The sequence below is a fragment of the Massilia sp. 05N420 genome (assembly GCF_056397205.1).
In genome coordinates this window covers 1-17,800 of sequence record NZ_JBFTMX010000035.1, presented here as the reverse complement: position 1 = coordinate 17,800, position 17,800 = coordinate 1, and the positions used below count along the sequence as shown (strand labels likewise).

General features: G+C 64.2%; 19 protein-coding genes. 10 read left to right on the top strand and 9 right to left on the bottom strand.

Annotation, left to right across the window (positions count from 1 at the left end):
- Positions 1 to 25: 25 nt before the first annotated feature.
- Entirely contained in the window at positions 26 to 898 is an 873-nt protein-coding gene (locus AC1DIX_RS20290) for a DUF4232 domain-containing protein (protein ID WP_477326879.1), read from the top strand.
- A 134-nt stretch (positions 899 to 1,032) separates the two neighbouring features.
- On the opposite strand, the gene AC1DIX_RS20285 is transcribed toward AC1DIX_RS20290, so the two are convergent.
- Positions 1,033 to 1,911, bottom strand: a complete 879-nt coding sequence (locus AC1DIX_RS20285; protein WP_477326877.1) for a DMT family transporter — start codon at positions 1,909 to 1,911, stop codon at positions 1,033 to 1,035.
- 247 nt (positions 1,912 to 2,158) lie between these two features.
- On the opposite strand from AC1DIX_RS20285, the gene zwf reads away from it, so the two are divergent.
- The 4 genes from zwf to AC1DIX_RS20265 all read left to right on the top strand — a co-directional run bounded on the left by zwf (position 2,159) and on the right by AC1DIX_RS20265 (position 5,836).
- A complete protein-coding gene (gene zwf, locus AC1DIX_RS20280; RefSeq protein WP_477326875.1) occupies positions 2,159 to 3,625 on the top strand; it encodes a glucose-6-phosphate dehydrogenase in 1,467 nt (488 codons plus the stop codon).
- A 930-nt stretch (positions 3,626 to 4,555) separates the two neighbouring features.
- Complete coding sequence (locus tag AC1DIX_RS20275) at positions 4,556 to 4,738, top strand: hypothetical protein (RefSeq protein ID WP_442123269.1); 183 nt, start codon at positions 4,556 to 4,558, stop codon at positions 4,736 to 4,738.
- A 403-nt stretch (positions 4,739 to 5,141) separates the two neighbouring features.
- Positions 5,142 to 5,477 carry a hypothetical protein gene (locus AC1DIX_RS20270; protein WP_477326873.1) on the top strand — a complete coding sequence of 112 codons (336 nt, stop codon included), beginning with the start codon at positions 5,142 to 5,144 and terminating at the stop codon, positions 5,475 to 5,477.
- Positions 5,478 to 5,521: 44 nt separating this feature from the next.
- Positions 5,522 to 5,836 (top strand): hypothetical protein, encoded by a 315-nt coding sequence (locus tag AC1DIX_RS20265; protein ID WP_442123271.1) that lies wholly within the window; start codon positions 5,522 to 5,524, stop codon positions 5,834 to 5,836.
- 474 nt (positions 5,837 to 6,310) lie between these two features.
- Here the strand turns inward: AC1DIX_RS20265 and AC1DIX_RS20260 are convergent, their stop codons facing one another.
- Positions 6,311 to 6,562, bottom strand: a complete 252-nt coding sequence (locus AC1DIX_RS20260; protein ID WP_442123272.1) for a hypothetical protein — start codon at positions 6,560 to 6,562, stop codon at positions 6,311 to 6,313.
- Positions 6,563 to 7,038: 476 nt separating this feature from the next.
- Here AC1DIX_RS20260 and AC1DIX_RS20255 point away from each other — a divergent pair, with 476 nt between their 5' ends.
- Positions 7,039 to 7,164: a hypothetical protein gene (locus tag AC1DIX_RS20255; RefSeq protein WP_477326871.1), complete on the top strand. Its 126-nt coding sequence runs from the start codon at positions 7,039 to 7,041 to the stop codon at positions 7,162 to 7,164.
- A gap of 6 nt (positions 7,165 to 7,170) precedes the next feature.
- Here the strand turns inward: AC1DIX_RS20255 and AC1DIX_RS20250 are convergent, their stop codons facing one another.
- The 3 genes from AC1DIX_RS20250 to AC1DIX_RS20240 all read right to left on the bottom strand — a co-directional run bounded on the left by AC1DIX_RS20250 (position 7,171) and on the right by AC1DIX_RS20240 (position 10,347).
- Positions 7,171 to 7,626, bottom strand: coding sequence for a hypothetical protein (locus AC1DIX_RS20250; RefSeq protein ID WP_477326869.1), 456 nt, complete (start codon positions 7,624 to 7,626; stop codon positions 7,171 to 7,173).
- Between the two features lie 110 nt (positions 7,627 to 7,736).
- Positions 7,737 to 9,971, bottom strand: coding sequence for an NADP-dependent malic enzyme (locus tag AC1DIX_RS20245; protein WP_477253324.1), 2,235 nt, complete (start codon positions 9,969 to 9,971; stop codon positions 7,737 to 7,739).
- A 76-nt stretch (positions 9,972 to 10,047) separates the two neighbouring features.
- Complete coding sequence (locus tag AC1DIX_RS20240) at positions 10,048 to 10,347, bottom strand: antibiotic biosynthesis monooxygenase family protein (RefSeq protein WP_477326867.1); 300 nt, start codon at positions 10,345 to 10,347, stop codon at positions 10,048 to 10,050.
- 110 nt (positions 10,348 to 10,457) lie between these two features.
- On the opposite strand from AC1DIX_RS20240, the gene AC1DIX_RS20235 reads away from it, so the two are divergent.
- From AC1DIX_RS20235 to AC1DIX_RS20225, 3 genes are all read left to right on the top strand, one after another.
- The gene (locus AC1DIX_RS20235; protein ID WP_477326865.1) at positions 10,458 to 11,078 is read left to right on the top strand and encodes a flavin reductase family protein; all 621 of its coding nucleotides are present in this window, start codon (positions 10,458 to 10,460) and stop codon (positions 11,076 to 11,078) included.
- A gap of 69 nt (positions 11,079 to 11,147) precedes the next feature.
- A complete protein-coding gene (locus AC1DIX_RS20230; protein ID WP_477326863.1) occupies positions 11,148 to 11,987 on the top strand; it encodes a universal stress protein in 840 nt (279 codons plus the stop codon).
- A 3-nt stretch (positions 11,988 to 11,990) separates the two neighbouring features.
- The gene (locus AC1DIX_RS20225) at positions 11,991 to 13,397 is read left to right on the top strand and encodes a universal stress protein (RefSeq protein ID WP_477326861.1); all 1,407 of its coding nucleotides are present in this window, start codon (positions 11,991 to 11,993) and stop codon (positions 13,395 to 13,397) included.
- An 83-nt stretch (positions 13,398 to 13,480) separates the two neighbouring features.
- Here AC1DIX_RS20225 and AC1DIX_RS20220 read toward each other — a convergent pair whose 3' ends face one another.
- The 3 genes from AC1DIX_RS20220 to AC1DIX_RS20210 form a co-directional block, all read right to left on the bottom strand.
- A complete protein-coding gene (locus AC1DIX_RS20220) occupies positions 13,481 to 14,023 on the bottom strand; it encodes a hypothetical protein (RefSeq protein ID WP_477326859.1) in 543 nt (180 codons plus the stop codon).
- A 159-nt stretch (positions 14,024 to 14,182) separates the two neighbouring features.
- Entirely contained in the window at positions 14,183 to 15,925 is a 1,743-nt protein-coding gene (locus AC1DIX_RS20215; RefSeq protein WP_477326857.1) for a hypothetical protein, read from the bottom strand.
- A 317-nt stretch (positions 15,926 to 16,242) separates the two neighbouring features.
- Positions 16,243 to 16,758 carry a hypothetical protein gene (locus AC1DIX_RS20210; protein WP_477326855.1) on the bottom strand — a complete coding sequence of 172 codons (516 nt, stop codon included), beginning with the start codon at positions 16,756 to 16,758 and terminating at the stop codon, positions 16,243 to 16,245.
- A 184-nt stretch (positions 16,759 to 16,942) separates the two neighbouring features.
- Between AC1DIX_RS20210 and AC1DIX_RS20205 the strand changes: the two genes are divergently transcribed.
- The gene (locus AC1DIX_RS20205; protein WP_442123283.1) at positions 16,943 to 17,227 is read left to right on the top strand and encodes a hypothetical protein; all 285 of its coding nucleotides are present in this window, start codon (positions 16,943 to 16,945) and stop codon (positions 17,225 to 17,227) included.
- Here AC1DIX_RS20205 and AC1DIX_RS20200 read toward each other — a convergent pair.
- On the bottom strand, positions 17,197 to 17,586 hold the full coding sequence (locus tag AC1DIX_RS20200) for a DUF2784 domain-containing protein (RefSeq protein ID WP_477326853.1): 390 nt from the start codon (positions 17,584 to 17,586) through the stop codon (positions 17,197 to 17,199). The two genes, AC1DIX_RS20205 and AC1DIX_RS20200, sit on opposite strands and share 31 nt — an antisense overlap.
- Positions 17,587 to 17,800 lie beyond the last annotated feature (214 nt).

The window sequence follows — 17,800 nt, the reverse complement described above, 5'->3', positions numbered from 1 at the left end:
ATCGAAGCCATCCAGGAGCGCCACCATGCCAAGCTGCTTTTCACTTCCGCCATCCGCCATCGCGCTGGCAGTTCTCGCCGCGGCGCCCGGCGCCCATGCCGCCCCCGCCGCCGCACGTCTCTGCGCCGCCGCCGACGTCCAGGTCAGCGCCGGCGCGGCCGGGGCCTGGCGCGGCCAGGCAACCCAGGAGATCCGGATCCTGAACACCGGCAGCGAAGCCTGCGCCCTGCCCGGCTTTCCCGGGCTGCAGCTGCAGCCCGCCAGCGAAGCGCCGCAAGCGGTCGGTGCCAGCGAGCAGGCGCCGCAGCTGGCCAGCAGCCGCATCGAACTCGCTCCCGGCGAGGAAGCCGTCGTCCTGCTCGGCACGCCGGGCAGCTGCGAAGCCGCCAACAAGCCGGCACGCCGGGTCAGCCGCCGCCTGCAACTGGCCCTGGCCGGCGGCGGGATCAAGGCCCTGGACGGCGTCCACATCGACACCCTGTGCGGCCGCGCCACCGTGATGCGCTTCGATCGCGTCCAGGGCGAAGGCGCGGCGCGGGCGGCGGCGATGAACGCTGCCGGTGCGCTCAGCCAGCTGACGGGCAGCCTGAGCGCGCCGGACGAGGCCAGCCGCGGCGGCACCCTGCGCTACACCGTGACCTTGAGCAATCCGACCGCGTCCCCGGTCTCGCTGGCGGCCTGCCCGGCCTACACGCAATCGCTGTACGCGGACGGCAAGGCCGTCGACAGCACCCAGCGCCTGGACTGCGGCGCGGCCGGCGGGCAGATTCCGGCGAATGCCAGCGTCAGCTTCGAGATGCAGGTCCAGGTGCCGGCCGCGCTGGCGGCGGGGAATGGCAAGCTGAGCTGGAAGCTGGACGGCGGGCCGGGCGTGGGCAAGATCATCGGTCTGCACTGAGTCCGGCGGGACCCGCCGGATCGGCTATCCAGGCAAGCAGGCAGCCAGGTGTCCGCCCCGGCTGCCTGCTTGCCGTTTTTTCGTTTGCTCGGCGCACATTGTCGGTTAGTTGCAAATGCGCGAAAAAAGAGCGATCAAGCGCGGCTACGCCCGGCCCGGCTGCCCAGCACCAGTGCGATTCCACCCAGGATCGCCAGCGCCGACACGCCCAGCCGCAAGGTGAACGCCTCGCCCAGCAGCAGCGCGCCGCCCGCGGTGGCGATCAGCGGCACCGACAACTGCACCACCGCCGCCCTCAGCGCGCTCAGGCGTCGCAGCGCCGCATACCACACCATATAGCCCAGGCCCGAGGTGATGGCGCCCGAGGCGATCGCCAGCCACACGCCGCGCGCGTCCGCATGCAGGCGCGCGGCGAACAGCAGCGCCAGCAGCAAGCCCAGCGGCGCCGCACGCAGAAAGCTGGCGAAAGTTGCGGCCAGCGGATCGGCGGCACCCTTCCCGCGCAGCGAATAGCCGCCCCAGGCCGCGCCCGCGCCCGCCATCAGCAGCGCGCCCAGCGGCGACGGCGCGGCGGCGCCCGGCAGCAGCAGGACCACCAGGCCGGCCATCGCCAGCACCAGGCCCAGCCAGCCGGCCGGCGCGAAGCGCTCGCCGCGCAGCAGGCCCACGCCCAGCATGGTCAGCTGCACCGTCCCGAACAGGATCAGGGCCCCGGTGCCGGCGGCCAGCGACACATAGGCGAAGGAAAACAGTGCAACGTAGGCGAACAGCAGCGCGGCCGAGCGCCAGTCCCCGCCCGCGCCCAGCGGCTGCCGCTTCGCCCGCATCACGCAGGTCAGCACCAGCGCCCCGGCCAGCAGCCGCACCGCGCCGAAGCCGGCCGGATCGATGTGGTACTGCTGCAGTGCGAAGCGGCACAGCAGGGAATTGGCGGCGAAGGCCAGCATCGCCACCGCGGTCAGGCCGGCGGTGGCCAAGCCAAGACCTGCGGCCTCAGGCGCGCGCCGGAACATGCTTCAGCAAGCAACAAATCACAGCAGTCTCCTCATCGATACGCTTTCGTCGCCTGGGTCATGGCGGCATGGGAGGATTCCCTAATTCGCCTCCAGATTGTAAGCTAGGTAAAATTCACGATATGGATCAGGCACGCTCCGCCGCCAGGCCAAAAGCCGGCCCAGGCGAGCGCGTCTTCCGCCCTTCTGCTACCGTATGGGGCTTGCCGGCCCAGCGCCTCCTTCAAAACATTTGACCGCACAAGACATGACCCTCTCGACAGAATCGGATACCGGCCTCCCCCTCGACATGACCATCTTCGGTGGCATGGGCGACCTGGCGATGCGAAAACTGCTGCCGGCCCTGTACATGGCCTACCTCCACGGTAACCTGCCGGCCTCGACCCGCATCATCTCGACCGGCCGCCAGGACTACGACCGCCACGCCTACCTGGCCCACGTGGAAGAGCATTCGCGCTCCTTCATCGCCGAAGCCAATTTCAACGAGAAGACCTGGGACGGCTTCCTGCAACTGCTCGAGTACGTCCGCCTGGACGTCCAGCAGGCCACGGACTTCAGCGCCCTGGCGAGCGCCTCGCGCGCCGGCGCCCAGCGCGTGTTCTACCTGTCGACCGCGCCCTCGCTGTTCACCACCATCTGCGAAAAGCTGGCCGCCGCCGGCCTGGTCGACGCCAACGCCCGCGTCGTGCTGGAAAAGCCGCTCGGCACCGACCTTGCTTCGGCGATCGAGATCAACGAAGCGGTCGGCAAGCACTTCGAGGAATCGCAGATCTACCGCATCGACCACTACCTCGGCAAGGAAACCGTGCAGAACCTGATGGTGCTGCGTTTCGGGAACTCGATCCTGGAACCGCTGTGGCGCGCGCCGAACATCTCGAGCGTGCAGATCACGGTGGCCGAGGAAGTCGGCGTCGGCAGCCGCGCCGGCTTCTACGACGGCGCCGGCGCGATGCGCGACATGGTCCAGAACCACCTGCTGCAACTGCTGTGCATCGTCGCCATGGAGCCGCCGACCTCGCTGAACGCGGACGCCGTGCGCGACGAGAAGCTGAAGGTGCTGCGCTCGCTGCGCCGCTTCAGCCTGGCCGACATCGCGCGCGACACCGTGCGCGGCCAGTACACCCGCGGCGTCAGCGGCAACCAGGAAGTGCCGGGCTACCACGAGGAGAAGAACGTCCCCGCGGACAGCAAGACCGAAACCTTCGTGGCCCTGCGCACCTTCATCGACACCTGGCGCTGGTCCAAGGTGCCGTTCTACCTGCGCACCGGCAAGCGCATGCAGCGCCGCTCCTCGAAGATCGTTGTCGAGTTCACCAACCCGCCGTTCCCGCTGTTCCCGGATGCCCCGGGCGGCGTCGCCAACCGCCTGGTGATCGAGCTGCAGCCCGAGGAAGCGATCAAGCTGCAGCTGATGGCGAAAGAACCCGGCAGCGGCATGCACATGCAGCAGGTGGCGCTGAACCTCGACCTGCAATCGGCCTTCCAGCAGCGCCGCGCCGAAGCCTACGAGCGCCTGCTGATCGACGTCGTGCGCGGCCGCCTGACCCACTTCATGCGCCGCGACGAACTGGAGGCGGCCTGGGCATGGGCCGACCCGATCATCGAAGGCTGGGGCACGCTGGGCGAGAAGCCGCACGCCTATGCGGCCGGGTCCTGGGGTCCGGCGGAATCCTTCGCGCTGCTGGCGCGCGACGGTTACAGCTGGGTCGAGTAAGCCCGGACCAGGAGAGTTTGCTTATGCCGCATGCATAATCGCTTGGACCACTTGCAAGCTCAACTTTGCCGGCCGCTAAGCGCATCTGGCATCTGCCACCCACTTTCCTGGACGACCACCGCAATGAAAAGAGCCACCGCGGCGAACGAGGTCATGTCGACTGAGCCGCGAAAATTTTTCTGACGCGGTTGATGAAAAATGGCTCGTGCAGAGCCATTTTTTTTGCTGGGCAAGCAACGCTTGCCGTACATTTAGCAAGCGTTAGTATCGTACCGCCAGATACTGTTCCTCTCTGTCCAGAAATTGCGGGCCGCAACCATTGGCGGATTCCAGAGGGGATATTTGAATAACCGGTAAGCCCAAGTCGATTCAGTTCAGCTGTATCCCAATCCGGTGTCCTTATTGAATGCCAAACCGACAGTTTGGCTCGAAGCGGATGTAGTGGCCGAGAGCAGAGGCCGTACTTTAGCGACAAAGATCAAGCGGTGACGTGCATCGTCGCTCGGCAAGGTCTGGGAGTCTGCTCTGGATCGGATGCTGCYGGTCGCGGTAGGCTGCTATCGGGCCAGAACCGGCCTGTCGAATATTCGAACCGAAGGTCCGCTTCAGATTTGTAGCGAACTGTGGGTTTCGTGGACAAACGACAAAAGGCAGCCTTGTGGCCGCCTTCCAGACCTTGAATCTTTCGCAACCAGCGATCAGGTAACGCCGCCGGAAGTGTTGTGTGGTGGCGAACTTAGGCCTGCATTGTGTTCGTCACGACCGAACACATTCAGGGGAAATTCAATACTTTTCAATGGCTTGGAACGCATTACCGCTCTGCGCTTCACACCTGGCATGGTCATTGCATTGATGGAGGCGTGGACCRAACGATTCACAAACCGCCGACAAGGCAAACCTAACCCATATTTAACCTGATGGAGAATTGCAATGACTACCATTACGATCAAAGACCTGGCCGTCGTTGAAGAACTGGACCAGAAAGCAATGGCCGCTGTTGTTGGCGGCAACAAAATAGTGGACAAAGTAGTCGACGTGGCTACGGTTGCATGGGGCCTCATTACTGGCCAGTGCGAAGTTTCCTCCACAGGCAAGTCGATTGTTTGCTATTGATGAATCGGACTGCCAAGCGATGGCCGTCGCGTACAGTGAAGGTCATCGCCTTAGTAACCTGCAACGATGTCGCCATTCGGTCAGATCGAGACCGCGAAACAATCAGACCGCGTTAGTTGGATTATGGGCATCATCGCAGCTGCCACCACTACCGGGTAAGGACTTTATTGCAGACGTTCGACAAGTCAGCATGACAGTCAGCAACGGGTTGGAAGCAGACGTAGCAGAAAGTCCACTATCCGGCAGAATCTGCACGCTATGGGACATTGGCTGCCAGTTACCTTACAAGAGCCAAATCGTAAATCACAGTCGGAAAAGACCGATAGGTCAACCGGGCGGCCTGAGCCGGCGTTATGGCGGAGAGCGATCTGCTCGCACTAGCGGACCAACCGGAGAGATACCCATGAAATCGACACTGAAAATTGCAAGCGTCTTGTTATTGATGGCTTCCAGCGCAGCGTTCGCCTCTGGCCAGACTACTGCCCCGGCAACGACGCCGGTGCCCGCAACTCATTCGACGATGACTGCTCCGCCGGCAACTACGCCCGCCGCTACTGCCGCGGCGCCGATGGCTGAAAGCAAAGCCGACATCAAAGCTGAGAAAAAGCAGATCCGTGCTGATAAGAAGGCTGCGTTAGCGGCTTGCAAATCGATGAAGGGCGCGGAAAAGTCGGCATGTAAAAAAGAAGCCGCGGCAAAGGAGACGGCGGCAATGGCGGAGTTAAAGTCCAGAAAGTAAGTACCCTTGTTTGATGCTGCTTTATTACTTTTATGGAGCATGTGATGAGTAAATCTGCCTTCGCTGTTGCTGGGATTTTATTTTTTGCAAACATGGCTTTTGCGCAAACCTCAGCTTCGTCAACAACAAATACGGCAGCGGCACCTAGTGCTGCCAGTTGCGAAGCAAAAGCGGTTAGCAAGAACGGCAAGCCGCTCGCAGGAGCGGCTAAAAACGCCTTTATGAAGAAGTGCGAAGCGTCAGCCGCAAGTGGTGATAAGGCAGTCGCGTGCGCCGCGAAAGCAGTCGACAAGAACGGTAAGCCGCTAGCTGGGGCTTCCAAGTCTTCCTTTATGAAGAAGTGTGAAGCCACCAACTAGCCGACGCAGTCAGGACGGTAATAACCATCCCGAAAATTCTGCTTTTCGGGATGGTTTGATGCACACGTTCGCGCACGAATCGAACATAAATGGCAGACCCGTTAAGACTCTGGCGCCAAGTATTCACTTTTAATCGAGTGCGACAGGTCGCTCTCGGTCGATGGCGGACGGCGAGCACTCTACACTTTCCGAGCCCTTTCAAAGAGCTATCCTACGCATTTAGCAGTTTAAGATCGCCTAACAATCCTCTTTCCTGCCCTGATAACAAACTCGGACACGTACGGCTTTGAGGAGGAAATACACCAGGCCGGACGGCCCCAGCATCCGGGCGTTTATGCGTTGGGCAGCCGGTGGGACGCCTCGCTCGCAGGCCCTGTTCGGGATCGCTGCCAGCAGGGAGAGGGGCCGCACGATGACAACGAAGATCGTGAATGTCGATCTGCCGCGCGGCCTTGTCTTGCTGCGGATTCGGCGCTATTGGGCTGCCGTGAGCTTGAGTCCGGGCCGCAGTGCCTGAGAAGCTTCCTGTTGACGTTTGCGCTGGTCAGATACCTGCTCGATTCCCTTCTTTGTTACTTCTTCCAGGAAAGCGATACGAGCCCGGTAGTAATCTGCACGTAACTGCATTTCCATCAAATGTTGCTCGGATTGATACAACTCCATGCGCAGGTCGTTGAGCGCCCGTTTTGCGTGTTTCTCAGGCGTAGGAGCGTTATGAGAAATCAAGTTTGCAAGCCACCGTAGCATAATGAACCCCTCCTGTCGTCAGGTGCTCTGCCGCTGGTATCAAAACGGAAATCACGACACTGTCACACAAGGACACAATCCGATTTCCAGCTAGACACAGTCTATCAAACATCTGTGCAACACCTCTGCACGCTTCGCAATGTGTTGTTAAAAATACACTTGAATTCTGTCCGTCCTCGATTTGTCGTGGGAACCCGGCTTTAAGGAGGTGTGATGCGATTGCTGCGAAACTGCCGCTTTGGGGCACTAAGCGGTCCATCCAAGCTCAGCGTCGGTCGTCGCTAAAATTTCATTATCTACGTCACGCCTACAGACATTTTTCATTTTCTTCATCACATCGCGTACGTAGGCGTGACGAAGAACGTGAAAAAACGCTGTGTAATCAATACCCGCTTTTTCACTTACGGTGTCAACCGACATGGAGGGAATAGTGCCGGGGTACTATTCCCGCTTTCATGTGGAACAGCGCCGAAGCCTCCCGCCACAAGACCGCCAACGGCCCGGCGCCGCGCCCCGAGATCCTGCCGGTGCGCGACGTCACCATCGGCGGGAAGAAGGTCTACACCGTGCTCTCGGCCTGAGCGCGATCATTCGTACCGGGGCGGCATCGGGTTCGCCAGGAAGAACTGGACCAGGTCTCCGCTGCCGCTGAAGACCGTCCGTACCGGTTTTCCCTCGATGACCTGCCATTCGGCGGCATAGCTGCCGCCGGCGTCGCCGAACACGGCGCGGAAGCCGCAGTTGCGGTCGTCGTAGCAGAAGCCGCTGAAGTTCGTCCTGGCCGGTCCGAACAGCGGGTCGACCATGTCGCTCACGTCCAGGGCATAGGAACGGCTGCCGGTGGCGACCGTGATCGACGAGACGTAGCGTGTGGCCCGGCCTTTTCCGCCCAGGAGCCGGGCCGATCCGGCGTTACAGACGGACGTACGGCCGCAGGCCGCATCCTCGATGTGAACCCGCGTGCCGTCCGCCAGGGTCAGGTCGATCGGGCTTGCCGCCGCGCCGGCGGCAAGCGAAGCGAGGAACAGTGCTGCAATCTTCATGTGGATGAGCCTCCAGGTCGATGGTCGCCATCGACTCTAGCATTCGGCTCACCCACGAAAAGTCACCGAATCCCACACCGGAAGCGGTGCGCGACCGGTGYGGCGCGTCACTACCTGACGTTTGCCACGGCCAGCGCCGTCATGTTGACGATACGGCGCACGGTCGCGCTGGGGCTGAGGATGTGCACGGATTTGGCCGCGCCCAGCAGGATCGGTCCCACCGTCACGCCCTTGCCCGACGAGACCTTCAGCACGTTGAACAGGATATTGGCGGCGTCCAGCGAGGGCGCCACCAGCAGGTTGGCGCTGCCCTCGAAGCTGGCCTGGCCCGGCGGCAGGTAGATGGCGCGGATGTCTTCGTCCAGCGCGGCGTCGCCGTGCACTTCGCCGATCACGTTCAGCTGCGGCGCATCCTTCGCCAGGATCTCGCGCGCCTCGCGCATGCGCTGCGCCGACGGGCGGTTCGAGGAGCCGAAGATCGAATGCGAAAGCAGCGCCACCTTCGGCTCGAGGCCGAACTGCTGCAGCTCGCTCGCCGCCAGGCGCGCGATCTCCGCCAGCTCGCTTGCCGAAGGCTGGTCGTTGACATAGGTGTCGGCGATGAACAGGGTCAGCTTGTCCAGCACCAGCGCATTCATCGCAGCCATCACGGAGGCGCCCGGGGCCAGGCCGATGTCGCGCCGCACGTGCTCCAGGTGGCTGTCGTAGCTGCCCTGCATACCGCAGATCAGGGCGTCGACTTCGCCGGCGGCCAGCATGGCGGTGCCGCGCGCGGTGGCATCTTCGGCACACTCGACCAGCACGTAGTCGCGGTCGCGCTGCATGCGCAGGCCGGCGGCGCGGATGCCCTCTTCGACCTCGCTGGCGCGCCCGATCAGCACCGGCTTCGCCAGGTTCTCGTCGATCACGGTCTGGGCGGCGCGCAGCACGCGCGGATTGGCGCCGTCCGCATACGCGACCTTGCGCGGATCGGGCCTGCTCAGCGCGCGCGCCTTGGCGAACACCGGCCGCATGAAGAAGCTGGTGTGGTAGATCATCGCCGCCAGCCGCTCGCGGTAGGCGTCCATGTCCTCGATCGGACGGGTGGCCACGCCGGAGCGCTCGGCCGCGGCGGCCACCGCCGGCGCGATCGCCGCGATCAGGCGCGGGTCGAAGGGCTTCGGGATGATGTAGTCGGGACCGAAGCGCAAATCCTGGCCGGCATAGGCGGCCGCCACTGCGTCGTTCGGCTCCGCCTCGGCCAGCTCGGCGATGGCGCTCACGCAGGCCAGCTTCATCTCTTCGGTGATGCGGGTCGCGCCGCAGTCGAGGGCGCCGCGGAAGATGTAGGGGAAGCACAGCACGTTGTTGACCTGGTTCGCATAGTCCGAACGGCCGGTGGCGACGATGCAGTCCGGACGCGCGGCCTTCGCCACCTCCGGACGGATCTCCGGTTCCGGATTCGCCAGCGCCAGGATCACGGGGCGGTCGGCCATGGTCTTCACCATCTCGCCGGTCAGCACGCCGGCGGTCGAGCAGCCGAGGAAGACGTCGGCGCCCCTGACGATGTCGGCCAGGGTACGGGCATCGGTATCCTGGGCGTAGCGCGCCTTGTTCGCTTCCATGTGGGAGTCTCGGCCGCGCCAGATCACGCCCTTCGAGTCGGTCACCCAGATATTCTCTCGCTTCACACCCATGCTCACCATCATGTCGAGGCAGGCAATGGCGGCGGCGCCGGCGCCCGAGGCGGCCAGCTTGACCGTGGCGATGTCCTTGCCGACCACCTTCAGGGCGTTGAGCAGGGCCGCGCTGGAGATGATGGCGGTGCCGTGCTGGTCGTCGTGGAAGACGGGGATGTTCATGCGCTCGCTCAGCTTCTTCTCGATGTAGAAGCACTCCGGCGCCTTGATGTCTTCGAGGTTGATGCCGCCCACGGTCGGCTCCAGCATCGCGATCGCCTCGATCAGCTTGTCCGGATCGTTCTCGGCCAGTTCGAGGTCGAACACGTCGACACCGGCGAATTTCTTGAAGAGGCAGCCCTTCCCTTCCATCACCGGCTTGGAGGCCAGCGGGCCGATATTGCCCAGGCCGAGGACGGCGGTGCCGTTCGAGATCACGGCGACCAGGTTGCCGCGCGAGGTGTACTCGGCGGCCATGGCCGGGTCGGCGGCGATCTCCTCGCAGGCATAGGCCACGCCCGGCGAATAGGCCAGCGACAGGTCGCGCTGGTTCGACAGGGGCTTGGTGGCCACGACCTCGATCTTGCCGCGTACCGGCGAGCGGTGGTAATCGAGGGCGTCGGCGCGCAGTTGCGCGTCCTTGCCGGGTTCCTGGAGTCCGCTGTCGAGGCTGCTTTCGGTGCTCATGGTGTCATCCTTGTATAGTCGATCAATGTATGGTGGCAGAAATGGGGTTCACGCTACGCACGGCGCAGGCCGCCGCTCAGAACGCCTCGAGGACGCCGCTCAGGTGCGTCACGTTCGGCACGCCGTCGAAGCAGTCGCCGACCAGGCGGCGCCATTCCTTGAAGTCTTCGCTGCCGCGGAAATGCACGGTATGGTCTTCCAGCGTGTTCCACTGCACCAGCAGGCGGTAGGCGCGCGGGTTCTCGATGCCGCGCTGCAGGCGCATGCCGGTGCAGCCCTGCGCACGCCGGAACAGCGGCGCGGCCGCGCGCACGCCTGCCTCGAAGCTTTCTTCCATGCCTTCCTTGACCAGGATTTCCGCACTTTCCAGAACCATCTCGCTTCCTTTCGCTTGTATTGTTGCAATGTGGATCAGGGGATTATGCCAGTCCCGGCGGCAAGGCGTGCGCGGATGGGTTATCGTTCGGCTTTCCGCATGGAGTTTGCATGAGCCAGGCAATGCATTTCTACGAACCGCGCGCCGGCCACGGCCTGCCGCACGATCCCTTCAACGCCATCGTCGGCCCGCGTCCGATCGGCTGGATATCCTCGCGCAGCGGCGCCGGCGTCCTCAACCTGGCGCCCTACAGCTTCTTCAACGCCTTCAACTACGTCCCGCCGATCGTCGGCTTCGCCAGCATCGGCTACAAGGACACGCTCCGCAATATCGAAGAGACGGGCGAGTTCTGCTGGAACCTGGCAACCCGGCCGCTGTCGGAACAGATGAACCTGAGCTGCGCCGCCGTCCCGCCGGATACCGACGAGTTCGCGCTGACCGGCCTCACGCCGGCACCCTCGCGCGTGGTGGCGCCGCCGCGCGTGGCCGAGAGCCCGGTGTCGATGGAATGCCGGCTCAGCCAGCTGATCCAGCTGCAGGGCGCCGACGGCGGCAAGGTGCCGACCTGGCTGGTGCTGGGCGAGGTGGTCGGCGTGCACATCGACCGCGCGCTGCTGAAGGACGGGATCTACGATACCGCGGCTGCCCAGCCCATCCTGCGCGGCGGCGGCCCGGCCGACTATTTCACGATCGGCCCGGAACAGCTGTTCAAGATGTTCCGCCCTGCCTGACACCGCAGGGCTTTGACAGCGGCGGCGGCAAGGAATACAGTGACCCGTACCGCATTGGAGGGTTCGGCCATGTATAAAACCATCGTCGTCCACATCGATGGCGGCACCGGCCAGGAAAGCCGGCTGCGCGCCGCCGCCCTGCTTGCCGTCAAGTACGGCGCCCACCTGGTCGGCAGCGGCGCCACCGGCATCTCCTGGATGGATTTCAGCCTGCTGACCGGGTCGATGGCGGCGCCGGTAGTCGGCGACGACTACCAGGTGCTGCGCGATACCGCCGCCCGCCATCTCGAGGAATTCAGGCAGCTTGCCGCCCGCCTCGGGGTGGAATCGGTCGACGCCCGCCTCACCGAAGACGATCCGCGCTACGCCCTGCTGCTGCAGTCGCGCTATGCCGACCTGGTGGTGCTGAGCCAGGACAGCGATTCCGAACCCGGCGGACCTGCGCGAGTGCGCGGCCTGCCCGCCCACGTGGCCCTGCGCGGCGTGCGGCCGGTGCTGGTGGTGCCTCGCAATTACCAGGGCGAGCCGATACCCGGCACCGTGGTCGCCGCCTGGGACGGCGGCATGCAGGCGCTGCGCGCGATCACTTCCGCCCTCCCGCTGCTGGTCCACGCCGCGATCGTCAGGCTGGTGGTGATCAATCCCGACACGCTCTCCGATTTCCATGGCGAACAGCCGGGTGCCGACATGGCGCTCTGGCTCGCCCRCCACGGCGCCAAGGTCGAGGTCGTGGTCGAACACACCCGCGCCACCACCGGCGACACCCTGTGCGCGCTGGCGGGCGCCAGCGGCGCCGGGCTGATGGTGGCCGGCGCCTTCGGCCACAGCCGCTACCGCGAGTGGATGCTGGGCGGGACCACCCGCGAACTGCTCGAACGCGCCCGGATTCCGCTGCTGATCGCGCATTGAGCTTTGAAACGGGCCGCCAAGGCCGCCGCAGCGATGACCCCGCACCGCCCACCCGTCTCGCCGCCGATCTATTCGGCGGCTTTGCGCCACGCGCGCCGCCATCTGTGCGCGCGGCTGGCCCACGCGGCCAGCGAGCCCGACGAGGGCTTTGCGCAGGACTACGTCGAGCTGGTGGCGGAGGTCGAGTCGCATTTGCGGCACGAAGAGACCGTGATGGAAGCCTGCAGGGTCAAGCGGCTCGAGGAGCGGGTGCACGAACAGCGCCAGGAAAATGCGGCCGTCCTCGCCGCCTTGCACCACGTCCTGCCCCAGGTCGAGGAAGGCGAGCTCGGCATCGCCCGCCAGCTGGTGGCGGCCCTCACGGACATCCTGTCCCTGCACCGCATCAGCGCCGACCTTGCCCTGCCACAGCGCGCGCCGGTGCAGCCAGGCCCGCCGCGCATGCGCGGACGTGCCGCGCGCGGACCGCATCCGCTTCCCCGGCCGCCGCCACCTCGGGTGCGGCCGCATGACGAGGCCGCGCCTCTCCGCTTTTCCTTCCCTCTGGAGGTGCCGATGTCGCTGCAATCCATCCTGGTCCACGCCGACCTCTCGCGCCACGCCCCGGCGCGCATCCACGCCGCCGCCCTGCTCGCCCGCGAACACGGCGCCCACCTGACCGGTGCCGCCATGCTGGGCGTGTCGCGCGCCGTCTTCCCGAACGGTTACCAGATGCGCCCCGGCACCCTGGCCGCCCAATGCTTCGATCCGCTGGCGGACAAGGCGCGCCAGGCGCTGCAGCGCTTCGAGGCCATCGCCAGCGAACAGGGCGTGCCGCACGACGCCCGCCTGATCATGGACGAAGCCGACGACGGCCTGGCCATGCTGTCGCGCTTCGCCGACCTGCTGGTGGTGAGCCAGGACGATCCGGCCGAATCGCTGTCCGACCACGTCCTGCGCCTGCCGGATTACGTGATCATGAACAGCGCCCGCCCGGTGCTGGTGATCCCGCACGGGGACGGGCTGCCTTCCGCCGGCTTCGCCCACCGCGTGCTGCTGGCCTGGGACGGCAGCCGCGAAGCCGCCGCCGCGATGGCCGCCTCGGTGCCCCTGCTGCGGCGCGCCGAAGCGGTGACGGTTGCGATGCTGTCCGGACCCGCGCTGGCCCCGGCCGAATGCCAGGCCCAGCGCGACGACCTGCTCGGCTTCCTGGGGCGGCACCGGGTGCGGGCCGAGGTGCTGGTGCGCGACGCTTCGGCCAGCCGCGCCGGCGACATCGGCCGTGCCTTGCTGTCCATGGGCGATGAGCTGGGTGTTGGGCTGCTGGTGATGGGCTGTTATGGACACAGCCGCATGCGCGAGCTTTGCCTGGGTGGGGCTAGCCGGACCGTGCTGGCCGAGGCGCGGATTCCGGCGTTGTTGGTTCACTGAGTGCAGGTGTGTCTGGGAACGCCGGACGTTGGTGCTGACGGATCAAGCCCAGCTTCAGCAGTAAGTTACCGTGAAATTAGCGCCTATCCGCAAGCGTCAGCGTTTTGAAAGTGATCGGATCGAGTCCAGCCAAGCTTTCCTGTCTTGTTCCGTACCTGCTTCCACCATGTCAGCGTCATGCCATTTCCCTCGACGCCCGGCATCGCGGCGAGCTCGATGCCGCTGCGGTAGACCTTGCCCTGGTACCAGTACAGGTAGAACCCTTCGCCTAATGGCGCCAACATGTAGATAACGTCTCCGGGCTTGAAGGATAGCAGGGGACGTTCGCTGCCTTTCGTGAAACCGTCGTTTACTGCATGGTCGATATGGATTGGCGCAGGATTCTTGGTGACGACGACGCCTGTCAAGGCATCGACACGTTCGCCGGCACGCAAACGGTACAGGATCCGGGATTGCTCGCTACGCTTTTCATGAACGGGAATGTCGGCGTCCGCTGTCCATTCCCGATAAGTACAGCATTCGAAAGGACAAACTCCCCAGCTCTCATACGGGTTTGGCGGGAGCTCCTGCGCCGTGACCAGTTTGGCTGCCGACGTCACGCATACTGCAAAGATTAGTTTTTTCATTCCAAGCTTTCAAGTTCATGCAAAATGGCTGCGCAAGTGTTTGGATTTCCCATGTCCGCTCCTGCCGCAAGAAAGGTGCTGACAGTCAATCCCGGCCATGCGTTCGCCCACCTTGACTACCGGTTCGCGCCGCCTGCGCACGAGGACTGAGGCCGGAACTCATCGCGCCGTCGAGCGTAAACCGCTGTCGGCCTGCTTCCAGTTGCGTTCCAGCTCGCGCTCGGTGGCCTGTGCTTCGCTCTGCTTGCCCTGCGCCGCCAGCGCTTGGCGCAAGCCTTGCAAGGCCCAGCCATTGCCCGGATGTTCCGCCAGGTGGGCGCGGAAGCTCTGTTCGGCCGCCGCATAGCGGCGTACCTGCAATTGCATGGCGCCCAGGCGCAAACCCGGACCGCTGGCCAGCGTCGGCGGCTCGGTCGCTTCCGCGTCATACGAGGCGCTCACGGCCGATTGCTGCTGAGCCAGGGCCTCGTCAACCTGTTGGCCGGACAAGGCAATTTCGGCGCGCAATTGCGCCTGTGCAGTGCGTGCCAGACTGCGGATCAGTTTGTCCACATTACCATCGCTGGGGTGTTCCTTGACAAGCTTATCGGCCGCCGGGTCCAGCCGCGCTTGCGCCGCCTGTGCCGCGCTGCGCTGGCCCGCGTGCGCCAAGGCGATGCCACTCGCCATTTGCCCCATCACCGCCGCGACGCCCTTTTCGCCGGATGGCAGCGGCTCCTCGCGCAATGCGTCCCAGCGCTGCAGGCGGAGCAAGGTCAGCATCGGCAAGCTGCGCAGGTATTCGTGATATGTGTTGTTGCCCTTGCCGCGCAGGGCGAGTGTGCGCGCGGTCGACAGCGCCAGGTCACCGCGCCCCTCCATCAACGCGGCATACCATTGGAAGTGCAGATTGTGGCCGCGCCAGTCCTTGCTGTCCGAGAAATTCTGGCGTTTCAATTCCAGTTCCATGGCCGAATCGGCGGCGACCGCCGCCTGATTAACGCGGGTGGCGTCGGCATAGCGGCCCAGTTGGGCGTAAGTGTGGGACGGCATGTGCAGCAAATGCGGCGACTTGGGAGCCAGCGCGCCAAGTCGGTCGGCCGACGCTTCAGCGCGCCGGGCCACCGGCACCGCGTCGACCGTGTGGATCATGTAGTGGTTCAGCCCGATGTGTTCGGGATGCAGCACGAGGCCTTGTTCGAGCATGTCGGCCAGTTCGCCAACGCGCCCGGCCGGCCGGCCGGTGCGCCGGTCCCACCAGTCGGCGCGCGTGGCCACCAGCTCGGCTTCGGCGTAGATGGACAGGATATCCGGGTCGCCGGGAAAACGCGCAACCAGCTCACGCATGCGCTCGGCATACACGATGTCGAGTGGATCGGCCCGTTTTGTCCCAGCCGCGCCGCAAATTTCCGCCTGGATCGCGACGGTGGCGCGGGCGCCGCGGTCCGTGCCCGAGTTCATCCCATACCGCACGGCGAGCGCATCGATCAGCGCCCGGTCGTGTTCCGAGCTGCCGGCGCTGTGTTTGACGGCGTAGTCCACATAACGCAGCGCCTCGCGCAAATCGTGGCGCTCGGTATCGTTAATGTTCGGCCCCATCTGATAAGCCACACCCCAGGCGCACAGCGCACAATCGGGATCTTGCGCCAGCGCGGCCTTGAAGGAGCGGATGGCTTCGACCTCGTTGAAGCCGTAGACCTGGGCCATGCCCTGCGCGAACAGGCGGCGCGCGGCTTCGTTAGCCTGGGAGGGTTGCATGCCGTCCACTCCGAAACCGTCGATCACCGGCGCAGTGGCCATGCTGTCAGGCCGCCACTGCAGCGTCGAACAGGCCGCGATCACGGACAGCGCGAGAACCGCGGTGGACAAGCGCCGCACGACGGCGCTTGTGCGGAGGGAGCGACGGGCGAGGGGTAAGCGCATGAAGACTTCTTCCGAAACGGCGGGATTGCCAAAATGCCATGCTACACCTATCCACAGCTAATCAGCTCGTGATTTTTTCGCGGCGCCAGAGAGTTGGCTTGAGGGCAAGCTCAGTGCGCTTCTGGGCGGGTGCAGACCTACCCGAACAGTCCACTACCGCCCTATTGTGTTGAAAAACTCGACTCTAGTGTCGGTCAGAAACGAAAGATCGGTAACTCGACTGTTCAAAACGGCCGCCAAGACACGAGCGCAGGTCATTTGGCCTGTCGACGTCACTGAAAATTCGACATAAAAGTTGCCGTCCAACTTTTGAACGATCAGGCACCCGAACCGGGCAAGCGCCGAACATTGGGAAATGCCTCGCTTTGCAGCCAATGATTGAACCGTACTATCTGCCGCGTCGCATGGCGATCACCGAGCCGTGCGGCAAGCAGCCGCTTGATCCCATCTTCCGTGAAGCCGCGAAATCTTTTTCCGGGAACGAGGCCGTACTCTCCGCCAAGTTGCCGTCGTTCGCCCTCGGTGATTGTCTGGAGCAGGATACCAGCCACGTCGGACTCGGCTACCCAAACGGTGCCGTTAACGACGAAGAGCCGAATTCGCTGCTCATCGAAGCTGTAGTACCTTCCCTGCATGGCGCCGAGCGCCGAGCTTTCGGAAAAGTCGATGAATCTTGATAACAAATCCATGAAAATCGGTGCGCAAAGCCGCGCCATCAATGGAGCGCAAACCAATACAAGGATCACTGCGTAGGCAATACCTGACTGCTTCAGGTACTGGAACGCAAGCATGAGAGCAGCTGCGAGAATGATGGTAATCAGGTAACGCCGCATACTTGAAATGTCATGCAAATCATCAGTGTATGCCGATGTTGCCGTGGGAGCAACCTCCGTCATTTCAAGAACAACGCGGCCCGGCGCGTCGGCGTGAGGCGCCCTTTTCGTTTTCTTATTGAGTTCAGGCCTGGGCGACCCATATAGGGAGCACGAAACGCCCCAAGCCTTGGAGGAGAACGCCTTGAAACGCATCTTTGCACTGTGGCGCATGGTCGCCAGCCAGGACCTGCGCCTGCTTTGGTTCGCTATCCGGCATGAGCGTCGTCCGGCGTGGTTGCTTCCCGGGCTGGCTGTCCTGGCGCTGTTCGCTGTCGAGCCGGCCAATTTCGCGCTGCCGGTACTCGGCGCCGTCGACGAGTTGGTGCTCGTGCCGCTCATCCTGCACGGCATGGTGAAAATGCTGCCCACGCAGGTCCTCGACGGATTTGCGCGGGCTTACGCCGGCCGCCTGCGTCGCCGGGCTTGAACGGGACGGCGGCGCCAGATCCACACGTACAGAACAGCATTGATGGCCAGCACGCCCACCCCTAGCCCGATCTGCATCTCGCGCGTCAAGCCCGCCGGATAGATCAGCGGCACCAGGTAATGGTCGATGAAACCGCCGTGGTAGCCGGCCTCCCCGGCCAGCCGGCGGAAATACAGCTCGGCCCAGGTCAGCGGGCAGACGGCGCCCGTGGCCTCGATCAGCACGCCCCAGCCGGCCGCCGCCAGGTGCACGGGCAGCCAGCGGCGCCGGCGCGCAACCAGCAACGCGCCGAATACGACGAAGAGGATGAAGCCGAGGTGCAACAGCAGAACCCCATCGGCGAGCAGGCGGTAAGGCATGAGCGCATGCTAGCGCAAGCCGGGCCGGGCCCGCAATTTGTTGACAGGAACTGTCCTTGAAGCCAAGCATTTGGGCGAGCTCAAGCGCAAGCGTCATTCATCCGGACGCCGATTGGAAGGCCCGCAAGCTTCGCGTACATTTGCATTCTTCCTGAATGAAACGAGGCTGTCATGTATCCGACCAACTGGAATTCCTTCGGCGCCTTCGGTGCCA

Excerpts from the sequence above, each read along its gene's own strand:
- AC1DIX_RS20210 (WP_477326855.1), bottom strand. The coding sequence starts at position 16,758 with ATGCGGCGTTACCTGATTACCATCATTCTCGCAGCTGCTCTCATGCTT.
- AC1DIX_RS20275 (WP_442123269.1), top strand. The coding sequence starts at position 4,556 with ATGACTACCATTACGATCAAAGACCTGGCCGTCGTTGAAGAACTGGAC.
- AC1DIX_RS20255 (WP_477326871.1), top strand. The coding sequence starts at position 7,039 with ATGTGGAACAGCGCCGAAGCCTCCCGCCACAAGACCGCCAACGGCCCG.
- AC1DIX_RS20245 (WP_477253324.1), bottom strand. The coding sequence starts at position 9,971 with ATGAGCACCGAAAGCAGCCTCGACAGCGGACTCCAGGAACCCGGCAAG.
- AC1DIX_RS20250 (WP_477326869.1), bottom strand. The coding sequence starts at position 7,626 with ATGAAGATTGCAGCACTGTTCCTCGCTTCGCTTGCCGCCGGCGCGGCG.
- AC1DIX_RS20200 (WP_477326853.1), bottom strand. The coding sequence starts at position 17,586 with ATGCCTTACCGCCTGCTCGCCGATGGGGTTCTGCTGTTGCACCTCGGC.
- AC1DIX_RS20220 (WP_477326859.1), bottom strand. The coding sequence starts at position 14,023 with ATGAAAAAACTAATCTTTGCAGTATGCGTGACGTCGGCAGCCAAACTG.
- AC1DIX_RS20265 (WP_442123271.1), top strand. The coding sequence starts at position 5,522 with ATGAGTAAATCTGCCTTCGCTGTTGCTGGGATTTTATTTTTTGCAAAC.
- AC1DIX_RS20285 (WP_477326877.1), bottom strand. The coding sequence starts at position 1,911 with ATGTTCCGGCGCGCGCCTGAGGCCGCAGGTCTTGGCTTGGCCACCGCC.
- AC1DIX_RS20270 (WP_477326873.1), top strand. The coding sequence starts at position 5,142 with ATGAAATCGACACTGAAAATTGCAAGCGTCTTGTTATTGATGGCTTCC.
- AC1DIX_RS20240 (WP_477326867.1), bottom strand. The coding sequence starts at position 10,347 with ATGGTTCTGGAAAGTGCGGAAATCCTGGTCAAGGAAGGCATGGAAGAA.
- zwf (WP_477326875.1), top strand. The coding sequence starts at position 2,159 with ATGACCCTCTCGACAGAATCGGATACCGGCCTCCCCCTCGACATGACC.
- AC1DIX_RS20290 (WP_477326879.1), top strand. The coding sequence starts at position 26 with ATGCCAAGCTGCTTTTCACTTCCGCCATCCGCCATCGCGCTGGCAGTT.
- AC1DIX_RS20215 (WP_477326857.1), bottom strand. The coding sequence starts at position 15,925 with ATGCGCTTACCCCTCGCCCGTCGCTCCCTCCGCACAAGCGCCGTCGTG.
- AC1DIX_RS20235 (WP_477326865.1), top strand. The coding sequence starts at position 10,458 with ATGAGCCAGGCAATGCATTTCTACGAACCGCGCGCCGGCCACGGCCTG.